The 22,630-nt window shown below is 47.3% G+C and carries 22 protein-coding genes; 10 read left to right on the top strand and 12 right to left on the bottom strand.

Annotated features, from left to right (window positions below):
• Positions 1-31 precede the first annotated feature (31 nt).
• The gene (gene recN / locus ICN18_RS00850; protein WP_216188669.1) at positions 32-1,702 is read right to left on the bottom strand and encodes a DNA repair protein RecN; all 1,671 of its coding nucleotides are present in this window, start codon (positions 1,700-1,702) and stop codon (positions 32-34) included.
• Positions 1,703-1,728: 26 nt separating this feature from the next.
• Positions 1,729-2,634 carry an NAD kinase gene (locus ICN18_RS00845; RefSeq protein ID WP_216188668.1) on the bottom strand — a complete coding sequence of 302 codons (906 nt, stop codon included), beginning with the start codon at positions 2,632-2,634 and terminating at the stop codon, positions 1,729-1,731.
• Between the two features lie 37 nt (positions 2,635-2,671).
• Between ICN18_RS00845 and hrcA the strand changes: the two genes are divergently transcribed.
• The 5 genes from hrcA to dnaJ all read left to right on the top strand — a co-directional run bounded on the left by hrcA (position 2,672) and on the right by dnaJ (position 8,786).
• Positions 2,672-3,682 carry a heat-inducible transcriptional repressor HrcA gene (gene hrcA, locus ICN18_RS00840; RefSeq protein WP_216188667.1) on the top strand — a complete coding sequence of 337 codons (1,011 nt, stop codon included), beginning with the start codon at positions 2,672-2,674 and terminating at the stop codon, positions 3,680-3,682.
• A 51-nt stretch (positions 3,683-3,733) separates the two neighbouring features.
• A complete protein-coding gene (hemH, locus tag ICN18_RS00835; protein ID WP_216188666.1) occupies positions 3,734-4,828 on the top strand; it encodes a ferrochelatase in 1,095 nt (364 codons plus the stop codon).
• Between the two features lie 67 nt (positions 4,829-4,895).
• Positions 4,896-5,456, top strand: a complete 561-nt coding sequence (gene grpE / locus ICN18_RS00830) for a nucleotide exchange factor GrpE (RefSeq protein WP_216188665.1) — start codon at positions 4,896-4,898, stop codon at positions 5,454-5,456.
• A gap of 155 nt (positions 5,457-5,611) precedes the next feature.
• The gene (dnaK, locus tag ICN18_RS00825; RefSeq protein ID WP_216188664.1) at positions 5,612-7,549 is read left to right on the top strand and encodes a molecular chaperone DnaK; all 1,938 of its coding nucleotides are present in this window, start codon (positions 5,612-5,614) and stop codon (positions 7,547-7,549) included.
• 100 nt (positions 7,550-7,649) lie between these two features.
• Positions 7,650-8,786: a molecular chaperone DnaJ gene (dnaJ, locus tag ICN18_RS00820; RefSeq protein WP_216188663.1), complete on the top strand. Its 1,137-nt coding sequence runs from the start codon at positions 7,650-7,652 to the stop codon at positions 8,784-8,786.
• Positions 8,787-8,812: 26 nt separating this feature from the next.
• Here dnaJ and panB read toward each other — a convergent pair whose 3' ends face one another.
• Genes panB through ICN18_RS00790 form a run of 6 tightly spaced genes read right to left on the bottom strand, consistent with a single transcriptional unit; the run spans position 8,813 to position 14,082 of the window.
• A complete protein-coding gene (gene panB / locus ICN18_RS00815; RefSeq protein WP_216188662.1) occupies positions 8,813-9,631 on the bottom strand; it encodes a 3-methyl-2-oxobutanoate hydroxymethyltransferase in 819 nt (272 codons plus the stop codon).
• Positions 9,632-9,648: 17 nt separating this feature from the next.
• A complete protein-coding gene (gene folK / locus ICN18_RS00810) occupies positions 9,649-10,176 on the bottom strand; it encodes a 2-amino-4-hydroxy-6-hydroxymethyldihydropteridine diphosphokinase (RefSeq protein WP_216188661.1) in 528 nt (175 codons plus the stop codon).
• 52 nt (positions 10,177-10,228) lie between these two features.
• Positions 10,229-11,629, bottom strand: coding sequence for a polynucleotide adenylyltransferase PcnB (gene pcnB, locus ICN18_RS00805; RefSeq protein WP_216188660.1), 1,401 nt, complete (start codon positions 11,627-11,629; stop codon positions 10,229-10,231).
• The gene (locus tag ICN18_RS00800; RefSeq protein WP_216189419.1) at positions 11,626-12,306 is read right to left on the bottom strand and encodes a histidinol-phosphatase; all 681 of its coding nucleotides are present in this window, start codon (positions 12,304-12,306) and stop codon (positions 11,626-11,628) included. Before ICN18_RS00800 ends, pcnB begins: the two co-directional genes overlap by 4 nt.
• A 19-nt stretch (positions 12,307-12,325) precedes the next feature.
• Entirely contained in the window at positions 12,326-13,081 is a 756-nt protein-coding gene (gene hda, locus ICN18_RS00795; protein ID WP_216188659.1) for a DnaA regulatory inactivator Hda, read from the bottom strand.
• 11 nt (positions 13,082-13,092) lie between these two features.
• A complete protein-coding gene (locus tag ICN18_RS00790) occupies positions 13,093-14,082 on the bottom strand; it encodes an AI-2E family transporter (RefSeq protein ID WP_216188658.1) in 990 nt (329 codons plus the stop codon).
• 72 nt (positions 14,083-14,154) lie between these two features.
• On the opposite strand from ICN18_RS00790, the gene purM reads away from it, so the two are divergent.
• A complete protein-coding gene (gene purM / locus ICN18_RS00785; protein ID WP_216188657.1) occupies positions 14,155-15,207 on the top strand; it encodes a phosphoribosylformylglycinamidine cyclo-ligase in 1,053 nt (350 codons plus the stop codon).
• A 16-nt stretch (positions 15,208-15,223) separates the two neighbouring features.
• Here purM and miaA read toward each other — a convergent pair whose 3' ends face one another.
• Positions 15,224-16,228, bottom strand: a complete 1,005-nt coding sequence (gene miaA, locus ICN18_RS00780; RefSeq protein ID WP_216188656.1) for a tRNA (adenosine(37)-N6)-dimethylallyltransferase MiaA — start codon at positions 16,226-16,228, stop codon at positions 15,224-15,226.
• Between the two features lie 58 nt (positions 16,229-16,286).
• Between miaA and ICN18_RS00775 the strand changes: the two genes are divergently transcribed.
• Complete coding sequence (locus tag ICN18_RS00775; protein ID WP_216188655.1) at positions 16,287-16,931, top strand: VTT domain-containing protein; 645 nt, start codon at positions 16,287-16,289, stop codon at positions 16,929-16,931.
• A 47-nt stretch (positions 16,932-16,978) separates the two neighbouring features.
• Here the strand turns inward: ICN18_RS00775 and ICN18_RS00770 are convergent, their stop codons facing one another.
• Together ICN18_RS00770 and murJ are read right to left on the bottom strand one after the other, a co-directional pair.
• The gene (locus ICN18_RS00770; protein WP_216188654.1) at positions 16,979-17,821 is read right to left on the bottom strand and encodes a SirB1 family protein; all 843 of its coding nucleotides are present in this window, start codon (positions 17,819-17,821) and stop codon (positions 16,979-16,981) included.
• A 5-nt stretch (positions 17,822-17,826) separates the two neighbouring features.
• Complete coding sequence (murJ, locus tag ICN18_RS00765; protein WP_216188653.1) at positions 17,827-19,380, bottom strand: murein biosynthesis integral membrane protein MurJ; 1,554 nt, start codon at positions 19,378-19,380, stop codon at positions 17,827-17,829.
• 151 nt (positions 19,381-19,531) lie between these two features.
• Between murJ and rpsT the strand changes: the two genes are divergently transcribed.
• Complete coding sequence (gene rpsT / locus ICN18_RS00760) at positions 19,532-19,798, top strand: 30S ribosomal protein S20 (RefSeq protein WP_215391548.1); 267 nt, start codon at positions 19,532-19,534, stop codon at positions 19,796-19,798.
• Between the two features lie 73 nt (positions 19,799-19,871).
• Here the strand turns inward: rpsT and ICN18_RS00755 are convergent, their stop codons facing one another.
• Positions 19,872-20,186: a DUF3579 domain-containing protein gene (locus ICN18_RS00755; RefSeq protein ID WP_216188652.1), complete on the bottom strand. Its 315-nt coding sequence runs from the start codon at positions 20,184-20,186 to the stop codon at positions 19,872-19,874.
• A gap of 152 nt (positions 20,187-20,338) precedes the next feature.
• On the opposite strand from ICN18_RS00755, the gene argF reads away from it, so the two are divergent.
• Positions 20,339-21,286, top strand: a complete 948-nt coding sequence (gene argF / locus ICN18_RS00750; protein ID WP_216188651.1) for an ornithine carbamoyltransferase — start codon at positions 20,339-20,341, stop codon at positions 21,284-21,286.
• Positions 21,287-21,373: 87 nt separating this feature from the next.
• Complete coding sequence (locus ICN18_RS00745; RefSeq protein ID WP_216188650.1) at positions 21,374-22,606, top strand: argininosuccinate synthase; 1,233 nt, start codon at positions 21,374-21,376, stop codon at positions 22,604-22,606.
• The last annotated feature ends 24 nt before the right edge of the window (positions 22,607-22,630 follow it).

Raw genomic sequence — 22,630 nt, 5'->3', positions numbered from 1 at the left:
AGTAACGCAGCCTATAAGAAACTTACTAAATTTAGTTTTGTTCTAGCAACTCGCGCGCATGACGGCGAGTAGTGTCGGTAATCGTAGCGCCACCAAGCATGCGTGCCACTTCCTCAACACGCTCAGATCTACCTAAGATTTGTACTTGTGAAACCGTCTTCTCTCCGGCTTGTGACTTGCTGACTTTGAGGTGATGGTTGCCTTGAGCGGCTACCTGCGGTAGATGGGTTACGCACAAGATTTGATGGGATTGACCCAGTTGATGCAAGAGTTTGCCAACAGTTTCGGCAACTGCGCCGCCAATACCAGCATCCACCTCGTCGAATATCAGTGTTGGCGTGAATGAGGCCTTGCTGGTGATCACGCTGATTGCTAGGCTAATACGCGCTAACTCACCACCAGAAGCCACCTTTGCAAGCGAACGCGGAGTGCTGCCAGCATGTCCTGCTACCAAGAATTCTATTTGCTCAAGACCGTGGGATCCGCCTTCGCTAAGGGGTGTCAGCGCAATTTCAAGACGACCACCGGCCATAGATAAGTCTTGCATTGCATCCGTTACCAATTGCCCAAGATCGGATGCTGCTTTGCCACGTTTTTGTGAAAGCTGTTTAGCCAGCTTTAAGTAAGCTGTTTCTTCCTGCTTGACCTGCTCTCGCAGCGCTTCAATATTTTGTGATGCAGTTAAGGCATCAAGCCGCTCATGGGTAGTTTGTAGTAATGCTGGCAGCTCATCGACATCGGCGCGATATTTTTTGGCTGTGCTGTGTAATGCTTGCATACGCTCTTCTACTTGAGCAAGTCTTGCAGGATCTAAGTCAATCTTTTGCAAGTAACGATTAAGTCCATGGATCGCTTCATCAAGCTGAATGCTGGCGGACTCTAAGGCTTGATTGATATCGCCTAGCGCTGGATCATGTTCTGCCAAGGCACCTACAGAAGTGCAAACTTTTGAGAGGGTGGATTCAAGAGAGTTATCAGCATCACTCAAAATCTCAATGGCTTCTTGGCAGCCGCCTATTAACTTTGCACCATTTGCTAAGCGTGCATGTTCACTTTGAATGCTGGTCCATTCGCCTTCTTGCGGAGAAAGCTCAGTAAGTTCTTCGAGCTGCCATTCCAGGCGCTCACGCTCACGCTCGACATCTTGGCCAGCATTTTCTGCCTGCTCAAGGCGACGACGAGAGTCAGCTAGCGTTTTGAACGCTTGCGCTACTTCTGTAGCGAGGGGCAATAAGCCAGCATGACGATCTAAGAGTTCGCGTTGAGCGCCACCCTTAAGCAAGAGTTGGTGTGCATGTTGCCCGTGAATATCTACCAGTTGATCGCCCGCTTCGCGCAATTGCACTAGCGTAGCGACGCTACCATTGATAAAGGCGCGACTACGTCCATTACTTTCCACGGTTCTTTTGAGTAATAAACTTTGACCATCGTCTTCCAGTGGGAAGCCTTGGGCGTCCAGCCATTGACTAAAGGATTGGACTAGTTCTGATTCAATCCGAAAGAGTGCGGAGATTTCTGCGCGGTTGCTACCTTCACGTATTTGGCTACTATCTGCGCGTTCACCCAGGACTAAACCAAGGGCATCAAGCAGAATCGACTTGCCGGCACCAGTTTCGCCGGTAAGTACAGTAAAGCCGCTAGAAAAATCTAGCTCTAATTGATCGACAATGACGAAGTCACGAAGTGAGATGGTTTGAAGCATGTATTAGCGTAGCAAAAAACTCGACATCAGAAAGTCGATGGGTATTCATTCCAATGCAATTTCTCACGCAAAGTTTTGTAGTCGCTGTGATTGCTGGGGTGTAAAAGGGCGATCGTTTTATCGGATTGACGTACTTCTATTTTGTCTCCGCTCTGTAAATTGGTTTGTGATTGCATATCAAAATTCACAATCACCTCAAGTCCATTCACCACTTCAATCACAGTAACACTATCTTGTGGCAACACAATCGGCCGATTCGAAAGTGAGTGTGGTGCAATGGGTACTAACAAAATGCCTGCAACGTGCGGATGCAAAATTGGACCACCAGCTGAGAGTGCATAAGCTGTTGAGCCAGTCGGAGTCGATACGATTAGACCGTCAGAGCGTTGGTTGTACATAAAGGAGCCGTTGACATGCACTGCCAACTCAACCATTCCAGAAATGCCAGAACGATTTACAACTACGTCATTGAGCGCTAACGCACGATTAATTTCTTTGTTATTACGCAGAACTACGGCATCGAGCAAAGTGCGCGTATCCGCCTCATATTCGCCAGCAATAATTTTGGGTAGCGTAGTTTGGACTGACTGAATCGGAATATCCGTCATATAGCCAAGGCGACCCATATTGATTCCAACCAGCGGAACGTTACTGCCTGCTAATTGACGGGCGATACCAAGCATGGTGCCATCGCCTCCTAGAACAACAACAAGATCAATTGCCCCAGCAAAGTCTTGCGCAGTTTTTGTGGGGAAGCTGTTTAAACCAAGGTGAGTGGCTGTCTCAGACTCAATAAAGACTTCACAACCCAATCCTGTCACTAGTTTGGCTAGGTCTTTTAAGTGCTCCTCAATGCCATCGGCATGAAATTTGCCGACAAGCGCAACGCGGCTAAATGCCTTTTTGCTGGAATTTGGGGATGGGCTTAACATATAACGATTAAACCATAGGCATAAAATCCCTTCCACCATGGATGAACGTTCCCGCGCCCTACTCAAAACCCTCATCGAGCGCTATATCGAGGAGGGTCAGCCTATTGGCTCGCGCACGCTCTCTAGATTCTCGGGTTTGGACCTCTCTGCAGCCACCATTCGCAATGTGATGGCTGATTTGGAGGATATGGGGTTGGTTACCAGTCCCCATACTTCTGCCGGCCGTATTCCAACTCCACGGGGTTATCGCCTATTTGTGGACACTATGGTGACAGTTCGCCCCTTAGAGGCAATGGCTGCTCGGGAGGTTGAAAAAGGCCTTTTGCCAGATTCCCCGCAAAGGGTGCTGAACTCAGCTGCGCAGATTTTGTCGAACTTGACCCATTTTGCTGGGGTTGTGATGACTCCCAAGCGAGCTCAGGTTTTTAAGCATATTGAGTTCTTGCGTTTGGGCGAAGGCAAGATTTTGCTGATTATGGTAACTCCAGAGGGCGATGTGCAGAATCGCATATTACCGACAACTCAGGATTACACACCGAGTCAATTGATTGAAGCTGGCAATTTTATTAATGCCCAGTTTGCTGGAAAAAGCTTTGATCAAGTTCGCATGCACCTCAAATCCGATCTGGATAATTTGCGCGCCGATATTTCTGGATTGATGGCATTGGCCTTGCAAACCGGTGTTGCTGATTACGATATGGGTCGTGGCGATATGGTCTTGTCTGGCGAACGACGCTTGCTAAATGTTGGTGATCTCAGTTCTAACCTAGACAAGTTACGCAAGATGTTTGACATGTTGGAACAAAAATCAGTGCTCATGCAATTGCTTGATGTGTCGAGTCATGCTGACGGAATTCAGATCTTTATTGGGGGCGAGAGTGACTTATTGCCCTATGAAGATCTGGCTGTAATCAGCGCCCCATATAGCGTAGACGGCCAAGTAGTTGGTACGCTTGGCGTGATTGGCCCAACCCGTATGGCATATGACAGAGTTATTCCAATCGTAGACATCACCTCAAAATTATTGTCGGGTGCCCTAAGTTCGTAATTACACCCCTGATCATCAATCCATATATTTATTTACTAGAGACACAATATCTTGAATCAGAACCCGCACCTACGCGCTTCCAAAACAGCAGTCTTACTACTTAATTTGGGAACGCCATCTGCTCCAACGCCAAAAGCAGTTCGCGCCTATTTAAAAGAATTTCTTTCTGATCCGCGCGTAGTAGAAATTCCGCGCATCATTTGGTGGTGTATTTTGAACGGCATTATTTTGCCAATCCGCAGTAGTGCATCTGCTAAAAAATACGCCTCTATTTGGCTGCCGAAACTTGGTTCTCCCTTGATGCATTACTCCCGCTTGCAAGCTAAAGAGCTGGGTGAAAAATTTGCTAACGAGGGCCATGCCGTTTTAGTAGATTTAGCAATGCGCTATGGTGAGCCGTCAACTCAGGCTGTACTTGAAGGCCTCAAGGCACAAGGTATGGAGCGTTTATTACTATTGCCTTTGTATCCCCAGTATTCCGCTACAACAACAGCCTCTAGCTTTGACGAGGTGTTCCGTGTTCTCAGCACTTGGCGAGATCAACCAGAACTGCGTTTAGTGAAGCACTATCATGACAACCCGGCTTACATTAATGCTTTGCGTGATCAGGTCTTAAGTAGTTGGGATAAAGACGGTCGACCTGATTTTGCAAAAGGCGATCGTTTGGTAATGTCGTTTCATGGTTTACCAAAACGCAACCTCATGAAGGGCGACCCCTATCATTGCGAGTGTCTTAAATCTGGGCGCTTGCTTGGTGAGTCGCTAGGTTTGGAGCCGGGTCAATATATTGTGACCTTTCAATCACGCTTTGGTAAAGCTGAGTGGTTAAAGCCTTACACAGCCCCAACCATTGAAAAGTTAGCTAAAGAAGGTTGTCAGCGCATCGATATTTTTTGCCCTGGATTTCCGGCGGATTGCTTGGAAACTCTTGAAGAGATTGCGATGGAAGCTCGCGAAATCTTCTTAGAACATGGCGGCAAAGACTATCGTTATATTCCCTGCCTAAACAACAACCCTAAGTGGATAGAGGCTCTGGGCGACATTGCCCATCACCATCTTCAAGGTTGGTCTTTAGGAATGGAGTCTGAGGCTGAATTGGTGAAGCGTAATGAAAGAGCTGAAATCGCCGAAAGAATGAAGTCTTGAAATTGAATGAATTGACCCCATATTGCAAAGTAATAGCCATTCTTTATAGAAAAGTAAAATAGCGTCCATGACACAAGAAAATCAAAACCCATCTTCTGAGCAAGAAAATCCTACGGTAGATTCAGTGGTTAATCCTGCTGCGGAAACTGCATCTGAAACTCCTGCTGTAAAAACGCCTGAGCAAGAAATTGCCGAGCTCAATCAAAAGGTTGGTGAATTGCAAGATAACTTCTTGCGCGCCAAGGCTGAGGGTGAAAATATTCGCCGTCGTGCCGTAGAAGATATTGCCAAGGCGCATAAGTTCGCCATTGAAAGTTTTGCAGAGCATTTGGTGCCAGTGACTGATAGTCTCTACGCAGCATTGAGTACTGATGCTGGCGATGCCAAAGCATTTAAAGAAGGCCTGGAGATTACTCTCAAGCAGTTGCTTTCCGCCTTTGAAAAAGGCCGCATGACTGAAATTAACCCAGCGGTTGGGGATAAATTTGATCCTCACCACCATCAGGCCATCGCTTCAGTTCCTTCTGAGCAAGAGCCTAATACCGTGGTTTCAGTGCTGCAACGTGGCTATACCGTAGCGGATCGGGTTCTCAGACCGGCTTTGGTGACGGTTAGCGCCCCGAAATAGGCCAAAAAGAGGGCTTAAACCCCTAAAAAGCATAAAAAAGGCAGATTTCTGCCTTTTTTGCTCTTTATCCCCTTGAAATCCCTTTTTTAGACCCCATTTAATGGGTATCGAAATATTCATTAGTACAACAAACAATTTAATTTTTTGGAGCAATTATGGGAAAGATTATCGGAATCGACTTAGGAACCACGAATTCATGCGTTTCAGTCGTTGAAAACAATGCACCTAAAGTTGTCGAAAACGCCGAAGGCGGTCGCACAACTCCATCCATCATCGCTTACGTTGAGGATGGTGAAGTATTGGTTGGCGCACCAGCAAAACGTCAATCAGTGACGAATCCTAAAAATACTATCTACGCAGTGAAGCGTTTGATGGGCCGTAAATTTACAGATCCTGAAGTACAAAAAGACATCAGCTTGATGCCTTATTCAATTATTGCTGCTGATAACGGCGATGCTTGGGTTCAAGCACGCGACAAGAAAATGGCGCCACAACAAGTGTCCGCTGAAATTCTGCGCAAAATGAAAAAAACAGCCGAAGACTATCTCGGCGAAGAAGTAACAGAGGCAGTGATTACTGTTCCTGCTTACTTCAATGACAGCCAACGTCAAGCGACTAAGGATGCTGGCCGTATTGCTGGTTTGGATGTGAAGCGCATCATCAATGAGCCAACTGCTGCAGCATTGGCTTTTGGTCTGGACAAGCAAGACAAAGTAGATCGCAAGATCGCTGTGTATGACTTGGGCGGCGGTACATTCGACGTTTCCATCATTGAGATTGCTAACGTTGACGGTGAGAAGCAGTTTGAAGTGCTCTCCACTAACGGCGATACCTTCTTGGGTGGTGAAGACTTTGACCAGCGCATCATTGACTGGATCATTGATGAGTTCAAGAAAGAACAAGGCGTGGATTTGAGCAAAGACGTATTGGCATTACAGCGTTTGAAAGATGCTGCAGAAAAAGCCAAGATCGAATTGTCATCTGCGCAGCAAACTGAGATCAACTTGCCATACGTGACAGCTGACGCTAGCGGTCCTAAGCATTTGAACTTGAAGTTGACCCGTGCCAAGTTGGAGTCTTTGGTTGAGGAATTGATTAAGCGCACCGCTGGTCCTTGCTTAACTGCGATTAAAGATGCTGGTGTGAACGTAGCTGACATTGACGACGTGATTTTGGTCGGCGGTCAAACACGTATGCCTGCGGTTCAAGACAAAGTTAAAGAAATCTTTGGCAAAGAGCCACGTAAAGACGTTAACCCAGACGAAGCCGTAGCCGTTGGTGCTGCGATTCAGGGTTCCGTATTGTCTGGCGATCGTAAAGACGTATTGCTCTTGGACGTTACCCCGTTGTCATTGGGTATCGAGACTCTTGGTGGTGTGATGACTAAGATGATTCCTAAGAACACAACGATTCCTACCAAGCATTCACAGGTTTATTCCACTGCGGAAGATAACCAGCCTGCCGTAACTATCAAGTGTTTCCAAGGTGAGCGCGAGATGGCTGCTGCAAACAAGTTGCTTGGTGAATTTAACCTTGAGGGTATCGCTCCAGCACAACGTGGCATGCCGCAAATTGAAGTGACCTTTGATATTGATGCCAACGGTATTTTGCATGTAACAGCAAAAGACAAAACCACTGGTAAAGAGAACAAGATCACTATCAAGGCCAACTCTGGCTTGACCGAAGAAGAAATTCAACGCATGGTGAAAGATGCAGAAGCTAATGCCGCTGAAGATAAGAAGGCACTGGAGTTGGTGACTGCACGTAATACTGCGGATGCCTTGGCTCACTCAACCAAGAAGGCCTTGGAAGAACACGGCGCTAGCTTAGAAGCCTCCGAAAAAGAAGCGATTGAAGCGGCTTTGAAAGACTTGGATGAGGCTATCAAAGGTAGCGACAAAGAGGCAATTGAAGCTAAAACTGAAGCTTTGGGTAAAGCAAGTCAGAAGCTGGGCGAAAAAGTCATGGCTGCTGAACAAGCGAAAGCTGGTGGCGGTGCTGCTGGTGCGGCTCCTGGTGGCGCAGCTCCAGGCGCTGCTCCTGATGCAGATGTTGTTGACGCTGACTTTAAAGAGGTTGATGACAAGAAGTAATTCTGAAATCAGACATTCATTAACGTAGTTTTGATGTACTTAAATAACAAGTCGGCCTCGTGCCGACTTGTGTCATTCAGGTTGTTGAGAGGAATAGGCCGTGCCTAAAAGTAAACGCGATTTTTATGAAGTGCTTGGTGTAGCAAAAGGTGCCAGTGATGATGAGTTAAAAAAAGCTTATCGCAAGATGGCGATGAAACATCATCCAGATCGCAATCCCGATAGCAAAACGGCTGAAGCTCAATTTAAAGAAGTTAAAGAAGCTTACGAAACACTAACCGACCCCAATAAGCGCGCTGCTTATGACCAATATGGTCACGCAGGCGTTGATCCATCCATGGGTGGCGGATTTGGCGGTGGTGGTTTCGGCGGCGGCGGATTTGCTGATGCGTTTGGAGATATCTTCGGCGACATCTTTGGTCAAGGTGGTGGCCGTCAGGCTGGTCCGCAAGTCTACAAAGGCGCAGATTTGCGCTACAACATGGACATCACCCTTGAGCAAGCGGCTGAGGGCTATACAACCCAAATTCGCGTGCCTAGTTGGAGTAATTGCAAGCCATGTCATGGCACTGGCGCAGAACCAGGAACAAAAGCGGAAACTTGTACAACTTGCGGCGGACACGGCCAAGTACGTGTTCAGCAAGGTTTCTTCTCCATGCAGCAAACTTGCCCTAAATGCCGCGGTACTGGCGAGTACATTCCCAAGCCTTGCAAAACATGTCATGGCAGTGGAAAACACAAAGAACAAAAAACGCTGGAGATCAAAATCCCAGCAGGTATCGATGATGGTATGCGCGTTCGCTCAGTCGGTAACGGCGAACCCGGCATTAATGGTGGACCAGCTGGCGATCTCTATGTAGAGGTGCGGGTTAAACCGCATAAAGTATTTGAGCGTGACGGTAGTGATTTGCACGTGCAGATGCCAATCTCTTTTGCGACAGCAACGATTGGCGGAGACATCGAAGTGCCAACCCTTGCTGGGCGCGTTGAGTTTCTGATTCCGGAGGGTACGCAAACTGGTAAAACATTCCGCTTGCGCAACAAAGGCATCAAGGGCCTGCGCTCGACCTTAGTGGGCGACCTCTTTGTGCACGTTCTAGTGGAAACGCCGGTTAAGTTAACTGATGAACAAAAGCAATTGTTGCAAAAGTTTGATGACAGCTTAAAGTCTGGCGGTGATAAGCATAGCCCCCAACAAAAAGGCTGGTTTGACGGCGTAAAGAGTTTCTTTAGTTAATTGCTGGTGGGCAGGCTAGCTGGCAATCAGCCAGCAAAGCCATGCTCAGGTCCGGGGAATTTCACGGACTTCACTTCGCGTACATAAGCCTTGATAGCGGCCTCAACGGAAGAGTGACCATCCATAAAGTTTTTAACAAACTTTGGCGGCTTTCCTGGGCTAATGCCCAACATATCTTGCAGAACCAATACTTGGCCAGAACAATCTGGGCCAGCACCAATACCAATCGTTGGAATGTGCAGTTCAGCAGTAATCTTTTCGCCTAGCGAAGAGGGGATAGCTTCTAGTACCAACATTTGGGCTCCAGCTGCTTCGCATGCCAGCGCTTGCTCAAGCATGACACTAGCAGCATCTTTGGATTTGCCTTGTACTTTGTAGCCACCCAAAACATGAACGGATTGCGGTAACAAGCCTAAGTGTGCACAGACAGGAACACTACGTTCAACTAAATATTGGATGATGTCTACTTGCCAGTCACCACCACCTTCTAGCTTCACCATATCAGCACCAGCACGCATGAGAGTGGCCGCTGAATCTAAGGCTTGTACGGTATCGCCGTAGCTTGCAAATGGGAGATCAGCAATAACAAAAGCATGGGTATTGGCGCGAGCTACACATTCAGTGTGATAAGCCACTTGTTCAATGGTGACTGGTGTAGTGCTTGAGTGTCCTTGAATCACATTGCCCAATGAATCACCAATCAAAATGGTTTCTACCCCACAGCGATTGAGAAGCGCTGACATGGTGGAGTCATATGCGGTGAGCATAGAAATCTTTTCACCCTCAGCGTGCATTGCGAGGAGCTTAGTAATCGTGATTGGCTTGTCGCCTTGTAAGTAACCCATGGCGAGAGTTTAATGAATTAATGTGCCGTTTGGCTATAAACGTCTTTTTCCCCGCAATTGCAGTTCCTGCAGGCGAGTTTTTCAATTCTTTGGTGGGTTACATTAGGTAAATAGGCTTTGAGTTCGCCCCAATTGGGTAGAAAGATATCTGGCGCTATTTCTAGCAGAGGTAGCAATACAAATGAGCGCTCAATGATTCTGGGGTGCGGAAGCATTAACTCTGTTTCACTCTGAGTGACCCCTTCAAAACAAAGGATATCTAAATCTAGAGTTCGCGGAGCATTTGCATAGGGTCGCTCACGACCAAACTCCTGCTCAATGGTTTGGCATACATGTAAAAGGCCGTAGGGGCTTAGTTCAGTTTCAACTTCAATGACAGCATTAATGTAGTCGCCGCCTGTAGCCTCAACTGGCGCACTTTGATAAAAACAGCTTTTTGCAAGAATTTGGAGTTCGGAGCGTAATGCCAAGCAAACGATGGCATCAGTAATGAGCTGACGCGTGTCGCCGATATTGCCGCCAAATCCGATAAATGCCCGTGCCATAGTTTTCCAAACAAGAGATGAAACTACTTTACTGAAATTTCTCTAAGTTTGCTTAGCTCGCTGCACTCTCAGGGGGCACTGCTGACTTGGGCTTTCTGCGCCGCCGCCGTTTAGTCGGGCTGAGGCTATTGCCGGATTCATTTTTGATTGCCGCCATGAGTTCTTCTTGCCCGGTAGGGTCGGCTGCAATGAAGTCTGTCCACCATTGACCGATCGCAGGGTTTAGCTCCCCGGTGGCGCAGCGTAGCAACATAAAGTCATAACCTGCTCTCAAGCGCGGGGATTCGATCAAGCGGTAGGGGTAGCGACCTACACGCCTTTCAAAACGGGGCTGCATAGACCAAATCTCACGCATATCGCTCTCAAAGCGGCGTTGAATGGTCATGCCGCTACTTTGGGTGGCAATCGTGTCATCCATCGCATCATGCAGGGCTGGAATATTGGCCATACCTTTAGCAGAGTAAGCCTTCCAATTCTTGAGTAGGTCAGGCCAAAGTAGGGTGGCAAATAAAAATCCAGCAGAAACACTTTTGCCAGATTGAATGCGGTCATCGGTATTGGCTAAAGCAAGCTTTACAAAATTATTAGCCCCTTTGGAGTCTTCGCCTTTATCTAGAATGTGATCTAGCAGCGGAAGTAGGCCATGATGCAGTCCTGCATCCTTTAGTCCTTGGATGGCTTTCCAAGAGTAGCCCGACATCAAGAGTTTCAGAATTTCATCAAACAGTCTGGCCGAGGGAACATCGTTTAAGAGTTTGCCTAGCTTTGCAATCGGTGCGCGTGTTGCATTATCTAATTCAAAACCCGTCTTAGCGGCGAAACGAACTGCTCTGAGCATACGAACTGGGTCTTCGCGATAACGCTTTGCTGGATCGCCAATCATGCGCAAGGTTTTCTTTTGCATGTCGGCCATGCCGCCGTGATAGTCGAGCACTGTTTCTGATGAAGGGTCGTAATACATCGCATTGATTGTGAAGTCACGTCTCGCAGCATCTTCACCTTGTGACCCCCAAACGTTGTCGCGCAAAATGCGACCACTCTCGGCTACGTGATCCCCAGCGTTATCCAGCAGGGCTCTAAAGGTCGATACCTCAATAATTTCAGGATGACCCTTGCCAAAAAAAGTCACATGCACAATCTGAAAGCGGCGACCAATGAGACGTGCCTTGCGAAAGAGTCTTTGAACTTGATCTGGTGTTGCATTGGTGGCAACGTCAAAATCTTTGGGGCTGATGCCAAGTGCAAGATCTCGGACAGCGCCACCAACAATAAATGCTTCATATCCCGCTTGCTGCAATGTGTGGGTTACCTTAACGGCATTTTTTGAAAGTAAATGTGGGTCGATGCGGTGCGCTTTTTTGGGAATGCGTTTTGGTGCACCAGAGTTATTGGCCTGGGTGTGCTTGACCATTGGGTCACGCCGCAAAATACGTTTAATAAATTTAGTGATCATGCAAACAATTCAAGAATGGGCCAGTTGCGCTGCTTGGCTTCGTTGCGAAGACGCTCATCTGGATTAGTAGCAACAGGATGGCTTACCTTTTCAAGTAGGGGAAGATCATTCATCGAGTCGGAATAAAAGTAGCTATAAGGCAGGGTGTCTAAAGATAAGTGTTGAGATGCCAGCCAGTCATGCAAATTTTGAATCTTGCCTTCACGAAAGTTTGGGATCCCCCTGACTTCGCCAGTGTAGTTGGCTAGTGGTTGATTGTCTTTGGTGGCTGGCTCAGTCGCAATGAGGTGTTCGATACCAAAACTTTCGACTATCGGGCGTGTCACAAAACTATTAGTAGCTGTAATAACGCAGCAAAGGTCGCCAGCATCCTGATGGCGCTTTACAAGATCAATCGCTTGTTGGCGTAGTTGGCCGTTGATGACCTCTTTCATGAAGGCATCGTGCCACTCTTTAAGCTGCGCGCGTGAATGCTCTGAAAGCGGCTTTAAGGCAAAGCGTAAAAATTCATGAATATCGAGCTTGCCATCTTTGTAGTCTTGATAGAAACGCTCATTTTGTCGTGCGTAATATTCGCTATCCACAACACCAATGCGAGCCAAAAATTGACCCCATTCGTAATCACTATCGCAGGGCAAAAGAGTGTGGTCTAAATCGAAGAGGGCTAACTGAGTCACGAATGAAATATCGAGTAAATTATTTGGGCTGTAAGAGCTCACGAACAAGAGGCAAGGTTACAGCACGTTTTGTTTCTAGCGAGTAAGCATCCAATGCGTCAATTAAAGCCATTAAGCTGGGCATATCTCGGTAAAAACGACTTAAGAGCCAAGGCAACACATCGTGAGATAAAACAAGTCCTCGCGCTTTGGCTGCCCCCTCTAATGCTTGTATTTTCTCATCATCGTCCAAAAGCTGGGTCTGAAAGATCAAACCCCAGCCCAGGCGGGTCCGCAGGTCTTCTCGAAGCTTTAAATTGGCTGGGGCAGCATTGCCGGCCATAAAAACGTAGATCGCCTTACTTGCTTGAACGCCATTCAGTATTCTGAAAAGTGACCCAACAAGACGATCATCCAAGCGATCAACATCATCTACGGTAATGACGGAAGGGGTTGTACTTTCCGTTAGGGTCGCCATCTTTTCTTCTAGACGAACCCATGCGGTCGGTTCGCTTGGAGTAAGAGCGGTGTGTTCAAGACCACATTTTTCAGCTGCATTCTCAAGGGCATGAAGTAGATGGGTACGCCCAGAACCTTCCGGTCCCCACCAGTAAATCCAGCGTTGATTTAATGGATTCTCAGAGCCAGAAGCATTCACCTTCACCCAGGTCTTTTCAATATCCTGCAGAGCAGAAATCAAAGCAAGGTCTTTGCCGGGCAGATAGTTTTCTAAACTCGCTTTAGGAGCGTGGCTGATATCAAGTGCAAATTGTTTTGGAAGAGAGGATTTATTCATTGCTGCCGAATTTACTTTTGATACCAAGAGCTTTGCGAGTACACGGACCAGAGATATTGCACTAACACTAAGCTAACAGCGCTGATAGGTAATGCTAGAAGTACGCCAAAGAAACCAAATATCTTGCCAAAAAAGAGCAAGGCAAATAGCACTGCAACCGGATGGAGGCCAATGCGCTCGCCTACTAGGCGAGGCGTAAGAAAGAAGCCCTCGAGAAACTGCCCTATCCCATATACCAAGAGCACGCCGATGATTTCTGGGCCTGGGCCAAACTGAAGCAGCGCCGAAATGACGGCAAGAGTGAATCCCAACGCGATGCCAATATAAGGGATCACAATCATGAGTGCAGTGAATACGCCTAAAGCCACCGCACCTTTAATGCCAATCAGACTTAAGCAAATGCTGTAAAAAGCGGTCATGATGGAAACAACGATGACCATGCCATTGAGATACTGTGATAGAAGGCCATCTGTGTGCATTGCAAGGTGATGAACAGTTTCTTGGGCGCGCTGAGGCACTATATTTTTAACGTACTGAAAAAATTGATTCCAATCGAGCAGCAAATAAAACATCACAAAAAGAATTAATACGGAATTTACAAATCCAGTAATCACTGAGCTACCGGACATCAGTACGGTGTCAATGGTGCTACTCATGAGTGAGTCTGCGTTATCGCTAATATGCTCCGAAATTTTTTGTGAGGCTGAATTTTTTAAGGCACCCCAATCCACATCAAGATGAAACTCAGCTAATTTAGGCCCAAGCCAGGCTTGTGTATTTGCGATCCAGGTTGGTAACTGGGCTTTAATTAGGGGGATCTCTGTTTTCAGGAGCCCAATAAAAAGGCTCAAAATCGCTATTACGACAGCTAAGCCGAGAACTACAGTCAATCCTGCTGCCAAGGGCGAAGGCACTCGCCGTCTTTCCAGCCATAGAAAAGCAGGCCTCAGGATGTAGGCTAGGATGAATGCAGCCAGAAAAGGGGTAAAAATTTCAGCCATTACGAGTAATCCTCTAGAATTCAATGATTCTACTGATCTACAAGCATTTTTTACTAATATTCCAGCGCTCACATGACCTCATCTACTAATTCTTCCTCAAAAGGCCTTTCCTACCGTGACGCTGGCGTTGATATTGACGCTGGGGACGACTTGGTTGACCGTATTAAGCCGCTTGCCAAGAAAACCATGCGAGAGGGTGTTTTAGCTGGAATTGGTGGTTTTGGAGCTCTTTTTGAGGTGCCTAAGCGCTATAAAGAGCCAGTATTGGTCTCTGGTACCGATGGTGTGGGTACCAAGCTTAGATTGGCTTTTGAGTGGAATCGTCACGAAACCATTGGTCAAGACTTGGTGGCCATGAGCGTGAACGACATTTTGGTTCAGGGTGCCGAACCACTCTTCTTCTTAGATTATTTTGCTTGCGGAAAATTGACTGTCGATACGGCAGCAACAGTTGTTGGCGGCATTGCCAAAGGTTGCGAATTATCTGGCTGCGCATTAATCGGTGGTGAAACCGCAGAAATGCCAGGCATGTATCCACCAGGTGAATATGACCTCGCTGGATTTGCAGTGGGTGCAGTTGAAAAATCTAAAATCATTACTGGCGCAACAATTGTGCCGGGCGATGTGGTGTTAGCGATTGGTTCAAGCGGTGCACATTCGAACGGCTACTCCTTAGTACGCAAAATTATTGAACGTGCTGGCGCAAAGCCAACTGATGATTTAGGTGGCCGCTCATTGGCTGATGTTGTGATGGCGCCAACGGAGATTTATGTGAAGCCACTGTTGAAATTGATTTCTGAAATCAATGTAAAAGGAATGGCGCACATTACTGGCGGTGGCTTGGTAGATAACGTTCCGCGCGTGCTGCCAGAAAATACGCAAGCAGTATTGCATCGCGATAGCTGGCAAATGCCAGAACTCTTCCGTTGGTTGCAAATGAAGGGTGGCGTTGCTGATGCAGAAATGGTTCGCGTATTTAACTGTGGTATTGGCATGGTAGTGATCGTATCCCCTGATCAAGCGGATACTGCGATCAAGTCATTAACTGCGCAAGGCCTCAAGGCTTGGACGGTTGGCGAAGTAGTTGAGCGTCCAAAGGATGCGCCACAAACTATCGTTATCTAAAGCGATAGCAGCGAACTTATTTTTTTAAGTTGGCTTTGCAGTAATCTAGGGCCGCCTTCAATTCTGCTGGGTTGAAGGGGTCAAAAGTTTTTCTCCCCTCAATTGCACGTAGCCAGGTGAGCTGGCGCTTGCCAAGCTGACGTGTGGCTGCCAATGCTTTGTAGCGCATCTCTTCAGCGTCAATTTCTCCATTGAGAAATTCCCAGGCTTGGCGATAGCCAACGGAGCGAATTGCTGGCAAGTCTGCATGCAATCCAGTATTTGCTCTCAGCGTTTTCACTTCATCCAGAAAACCTGCAGCAAGCATTTCATCAAAACGTTTTTCTAGGTTGAGATGCAATCTCTTGCGATCGCTAGGCTCAAGTGAAACTAAATTAATCCATGGTGGAATTTCCGAGCCTTCTCTGCCATCTTCGCTGGGTGAGTTTGCGAGTAACTCTGACATGGGCTTACCAGTAATTTCAAAAACTTCTAAAGCACGCTGTACTCGCTGAGAGTCATTGGGTTGTAGGCGGGCGGCAGTTTCGGGATCTACTGTGGCAAGCTTGTCATGCATGGCTGGCCAGCCGATGGCTTTACCTTCTTCATCTAAGCGGGCGCGAATTTCTGGATTGGCTGGCGGGAGTGAGGAGAGACCATGTACCCAAGCGCGCCAGTACAGCATGGTGCCGCCAACGACGACCGGAACATTTCCCCGTTCGCGAATTTCTGCGCAAAGACGTTTTGTATCGTTTGCAAAACGAGCAGCCGAGTAAACCTCGGTGGGTTCGATGATGTCAATCAGATGATGAATGACAGCTGCTTGTTCTGCTTTCGTTGGCTTAGCGCTACCAATGTCCAAACCACGATATACCAATGCCGAGTCCATGCTGATGAGCTCAATGGTTTGGCCAATCGATTTTGCATACTCAGCCAAGGACATGGCGAGATGGGTTTTGCCTGCACCGGTAGGCCCAACAATACAAAGAGTTGGGGCATTGTTTGGAGCATGCATAGGCTGAATGTAGGGTTCAGTTGGCATACCTGATTATAAGAGCCTGTTAATATCCGCAACAACCTGTAAGTTAGAGAGCGATTCGATGGATACCCTTTTGCAAATTAGTGATTTATTGCTACATATTGATAAACATCTCGATGTGGTGATTCAGCAATATGGTCCTTGGGCCTATGGCTTGCTATTTGCGATTGTATTTGCAGAGACGGGTTTAGTTGTTGCACCATTCTTGCCTGGCGACTCCCTTTTATTTATTGCTGGCGCTTATTGCGCTACTGAGCATTTCAATATCTGGACTTTATGTATTGGCTTACTAATTGCTGCAGTTGCCGGCAATACCGTGAATTACTTCATTGGTCGCTGGATTGGCAAACGCGTCTTTAGCAGCAAATCGCGCTGGATTGATCAAGGTGCTTTATTAAAAACCCAATCTTTTTATGAAAAGCACGGCGGCAAGACCATTATCCTTGCACGCTTCTTGCCGATCATTCGTACCTTTGCACCTTTTATTGCCGGTGTATCCGAAATGAATTTCTCGCGCTTTCAGTTATTTAATATCACGGGCGCTGCCCTGTGGGTATTTGGCTTGGTGATTGCCGGCTACTTCTTTGGCAATATTCCTATCATTCGCCAGAACTTGAATGTGATCGTACTGGTTGGTGTTGGCGCTGCTGCAATTCCGGTCGCATTCGCTGCAATCTACAAAATTTTTCAGCGTCAGAAAAGCTAAAAAGAAATCCAATAAAGCAAAACAACTAAAACCAACGTTATTTGGTTTTAGTGGAGTTTAGTTTGGCTTTCGAGCGTAGCGATATGCTCACGAATATCGCTTGCATCTTCTGCTTCTGGCATTTCGCTAAGGTAGCGATGCATGTCTTCTAAGGCTGGACGCAAATACTCCAGTTGAGCAAAGATTAGGCCGCGGTCTCGAATCTCTTCAATTGAATCAGGCAGAAGAATGACTAGGCGCTCTTGTATGCCTAGCAAACGCTCCCAGCGCTCATGCTCTGAATAAATCATTTTGAGGTTTCTCAGGTAGCGCGACAAAATCTCCCTTGAGCTAGAGGCGCGCAGGAAGATATTGAGTGGCAGACTGAGTTCACCACGATAACCCTTGGCATCCAAGTAAGGATCAAGCATTTCTTGAAGCTGAGTCTTGGAGAGTGATTCACCAGTTAAAGGATCCATGATCACCTCGCCCTGCTGAAGCGAGATACGCATCATGAAGTGATTCGGAAATGAGACGCCCCGAATTTTTAAACCAATTTGATTTCCTAGCTCCATCATGAGAATGGCTAATGAGATTGGAATGCCTCTGCGATTTTCAAGCACGTAGTGCAAGTATGAATTTTCGGGGGCGTAAAAATCATTTGGATTTGGGCCAAAGCCCAGCTCGGTATAAAAGAAATGCTTCAGAATTTGTAGCCGTTGAATTGGGGATGTATCTGGAGTCACGCGCGACTTTAATTTATTCCCCAATTGATCGAGCTTATCCAAGACACCTTGAACATCTAAATCGGGGTAGGCATGTTGTGCGACGGCAATTGCTGCTTCCGTTAATGGGAAGTGTTCGTCTTCAGCAACTAAGGAAGTGAAATAGTCGAGTTGTTGTGTTGGCATAAAGGCTATTTTGCATGACGCAAGAATTTTTGCCAGCGAATTCCAACTAAACCTAGGGCAGCAAAGTAAACAATCGCAGCAACAGCTAGCCATGCGGCTAGCAAGCCAATCCGGAGCCATGGCTGTGCCTGCAGTTCAATCCAGTTATGCGCACCCGCAGCATAAAAAAGTACCGCCGCGAAAGGGATAAGAGCCAGGAGTAATTGACCTAAATACTTAGCCCAGGCCGAGCTTGGTAGAGCGCCGCGTCGATGTAGTCCAACCCACAGTAGGGAGGCATTAAGGCAGGCGCCGGCCCCTATAGAAAGAGCAAGTCCAGCATGACCAAGCCAGGGTACAAAGACGAGGTTGGCTAACTGTGTAGCAACTAAAACGAGCAAGCCAATTTTGACCGGGGTGCGAATATCTTGGCGAGAATAAAAACCGGGCGCCAAAATCTTCACCAGAATCAAGCCAATGAGTCCAACCCCATAAGCCGCTAATGCGCGTTGCGTCATGAGGACATCTAGCGCATTGAATTTTCCGTAGTGATATAACACTGCTGCCAGTGGTTCGCCAAAAATAAAGAGCGCTAACGCACAAGGCGCGGCTAGTAGAAATGTCAGTTGCAATCCCCAAACAAGCAACTCTCCAGCATGCGCTACATCATTCTTTGCATTCGCTTTGCTCAAGCTGGGCAGAAGTACGGTGCCTAGTGCAACGCCAAGCAGTGCGGTTGGAAACTCCATCAAGCGATCGGCATATGACAACCAAGAAACACTTCCTGCCTGCAGGCGTGAAGCAATGTTGGTATTAATAATGAGAGAGATCTGCGCAACCGAGACCGCAAATACTGCGGGCCCCATTAAACGCAACACACGTCTTGCATCGGGATTGGTAAGGGCTGTTTTTATGGCGCCCGGTAATAAGCCAATGCGAGGTAATAAGCCAATGCGTTTAAGCGCAGGAATTTGAATCGCTAGCTGCAAAATGCCGCCGATGAGAACGCCAATACTGAGGGCATAAATAGGCTGCTCAAGATGCGGCGCTAAAAATAGTGCGCTACCGATTAATGCCAAATTAAGTAAAACCGGAGTGAAGGCTGGAATCGCAAAGCGCTGGAATGTGTTCAAAATGCCGGCTGATAGAGAAACCAGTGAAATCAGGCCAATGTAAGGAAACATAATCCTTGTCATGACAACGCTGGCCTCATAGGCTGGCCCACCCTTAAATCCGGTAGCAATGGCCAAAATGAGCGCTGGGGCGCCAATCACGCCAGCCAATACCGTGAGCAGCAAAGCCCAAAATAAGAGGGTAGAGACTGCATTTACGAGGATTTGGGCCTGTTTTTGATTCCCTTTGCTGGAAATTTCCCCCAAAATAGGAACAAATGCCTGGGAAAAGGCCCCTTCGGCAAATAATCGACGCAGCAAATTGGGTAGCCTAAAAGCCACATTAAAGGCATCGGTCCACTCGGAAGCCCCGAAACTACGGGCAATGAGGGTCTCCCGGAGTAATCCCGTAATACGGGACACCATGGTTAGAGAGCTGACCTTGGCGGCGGCAGAAAGCAGGTTCATGAGCCGATTTTCACCTATTTATCAGTCGGCTGGGCTTTTTTGCCCCTTTAATGTAAAATCTTGGGTTTTGGCGAACTTGCTTATGAATCTGGCAAGTCCGCAAGATTTTTAACTAATCGCATTTTGCAATTTATAGAGGCAAGGTTTAAAGATGGCCAATACAGCACAAGCGCGCAAGCGTGCACGCCAAGCAGTAAAACAAAACGAACATAACTCCAGTTTGCGTTCAAAGCTCCGCACTTCCATTAAGGCAGTTCGTAAAGCGATTGAAACTGGTGACAAAGCTGCTGCAGCTAAAGTGTTTTCAGCAACTCAAGCAACAATCGACAAGATTGCTGACAAAAAGATTGCTCACAAAAATACTGCAGCTCGTCAGAAGTCACGTTTGTCTGCAGCTATCAAGGCGATGGCAGCGTAATACAGTTTTAGTTTTAGGCTGGTCGAAGTAGTTTCGACCTAGGCCCGCTCCTCATCAGAGCGGGTTTTTGTTTTTAAGGCTGGGTAGGGGTCATTGGGTTGAACTCACAAGCCTCTTCGATCGGTAGGCTGTTGTCTTTGGCAAAGTTCATGACAAAGTCTAGCGCTCGAGGATCTAGGTCCCTCAGTCTGGTATCGATAACAACGCATTTCACTTTTGCAATAAGCACTGGTCTGACATAGGGCGAATAAGTGAAGCGAGGGTCACAGGAATCTCCGGGAGGGCGAAAAGTAGCCATCACCCCGCACAGACGCTCCGCCCAATCGCTGGGCCGAAATGGTTTGCCAGAAGTGGTAATGCCTTGAATGAAAAGCTTTTTGTGGTTCAAGTTCGCGTAATGATGGTTGTAAGAAATAGTATTACTAAGCCCTCTAGCTTAACAGCCCCAGTTGGCCGTAAGATGACTTTAGGATCTATTTTCGTGCAGCCGAATGTTTGAAGAAAAAAATGCAAGCCAAAACTTTAGTAGAAAGCTCAACTATGACATCCCTGGCAAAGCCTCAAGTGCCCGGTAAGGTAAAGCACTACCTGCAGTTTTCTGATCTCACTCGTGATGAGTATGACTATTTGCTCAAGCGTTCGGCTTGGCTCAAGGCCAAATTTAAGAGTTACGAGACATGGCACCCACTGCATGACCGTACTTTGGCAATGATTTTTGAGAAGCACTCCACTCGTACCCGTCTATCCTTCGAGGCAGGCATTCACCAGCTAGGTGGTCACGCGGTATACCTAAACACCCGAGATACCCAGTTAGGCCGTGGTGAGCCTGTAGAGGACGCCGCTCAGGTGATTTCTAGGATGACGGACATCATCATGATCCGCACCTTTGGTCAGGAGATTATTGAGCGCTTTGCGGCTAACTCTCGTGTGCCTGTGATCAATGGTTTAACCAATGAGTTTCATCCTTGCCAAGTCTTGGCGGATATTTTTACCTTTGTTGAGGCTCGTGGCCCTATTCAAGGTAAGACAGTGGCTTGGGTGGGCGATGCCAATAATATGGCTTACACCTGGCTTCAGGCTGCTGAGTGCTTGGACTTCCAGTTGCGCTTCTCTGCGCCAGAGGGATACCAATTAGATCCAGCGCGTTTGACAGCAAAGGCAGCAAAACATTTGACGATTTGTGCCGACCCTAAAGAAGCTTGTAAAGGTGCTGACTTAGTTACTACTGATGTATGGACCAGCATGGGTTATGAGGATGAAAACACTTCCCGTATGAATGCATTCCAGGACTGGATGGTTGACGAGGAGTTGATGTCTTTGGCTAAGCCTGATGCATTGTTCATGCATTGCTTGCCAGCCCATCGCGGCGAAGAAGTTTCTGCGGGAGTGATTGATGGCCCTCAAAGTATTGTTTGGGAAGAAGCAGAAAATCGTCTACACGTTCAAAAGGCCTTGATGGAGTATTTGCTCTGCGGTCGTTTGGATTAAACAATGCAACGTCAGCAATAAAATACGAAGTCATTAGTCTGAGTTTTGTTTTAGTAAGTTTTTAGTTAATTATTGATTGAATAAAAAATGTCCGATATTAAAAAAGCAGTCCTAGCGTATTCCGGCGGTCTAGATACCAGCGCGATCTTGAAGTGGCTTCAAGATACTTACGGCTGTGAGATCGTGACCTTTACTGCTGACTTGGGTCAGGGTGAAGAGTTAGAGCCGGCACGTGCCAAGGCTTTGCAATTTGGTATCAAGCCAGAAAATATTTTTATCGATGACTTGCGCGAAGAGTTTGTACGTGATTTCGTATTCCCGATGTTTCGTGCCAATACGATTTATGAAGGCGAATATTTATTGGGCACATCGATTGCTCGCCCATTAATTGCTAAGCGTCAGATTGAGATCGCGCGCTTAACTGGTGCTGACTCCGTATCGCATGGCGCTACCGGTAAAGGCAATGACCAGGTTCGCTTTGAGTTGGGTTACTACGCTTTAGAGCCAGGCATTAAAGTGATTGCTCCTTGGCGTGAGTGGGATCTTCTTTCACGCGAGAAGTTGATGGCTTATGCAGAAAAGCATGGCATTCCGGTTGAGATGAAGCACAAGCAAGGTGGATCACCATATTCTATGGATGCCAACTTATTGCACATCAGCTACGAAGGCCGTCATTTAGAAAACCCAAATGCTGAAGCAGAAGAGTCCATGTGGCGTTGGACAGTTTCTCCAGAAAAAGCTCCGGACGCTCCAGAGATTATTGAGATCGAATTTAAGGCCGGTGATCCAGTAGCGATTGATGGCAAGGCCTATAAGCCACATGAGCTGTTGGCTGAGTTAAATCACATCGGCGGCAAGCATGGCATTGGACGCCTCGACTTGGTAGAAAACCGCTTTGTGGGTATGAAGAGCCGTGGTTGTTACGAGACTCCTGGCGGCACCATTTTGCTCAAGGCGCATCGCGGCATTGAGAGTATTACCTTGGATCGCGAAGTGGCTCATTTGAAAGATGATTTGATGCCGCGCTATGCAAGCTTGATTTATAACGGCTTGTGGTGGGCACCAGAGCGTCTGGCCCTCCAGACTTTGATTGACCACACGCAGCAGGCAGTAAACGGCGTTGTTCGCTTGAAGCTCTACAAGGGTTCTGTATCCGTAATTTCACGTGATTCAGCCAATACCTTGTTTGATCAGAACATCGCGACCTTTGATGATGATGGTGGCGCTTACAACCAGGCGGATGCTGGTGGCTTTATTAAGCTCAATGCTTTACGCATGCGTATTGCTGAAACAGCTAGACGTAAGCGTGCCAAGAAATAACACAAAGAAAAGCAAGTAAAACAT

The organism is Polynucleobacter parvulilacunae (assembly GCF_018881715.1).
GTDB classification, from domain to species: domain Bacteria; phylum Pseudomonadota; class Gammaproteobacteria; order Burkholderiales; family Burkholderiaceae; genus Polynucleobacter; species Polynucleobacter parvulilacunae.
Note: the sequence above shows the minus strand (reverse complement) of the source record. Positions and strands in the feature narration are given on the sequence as shown.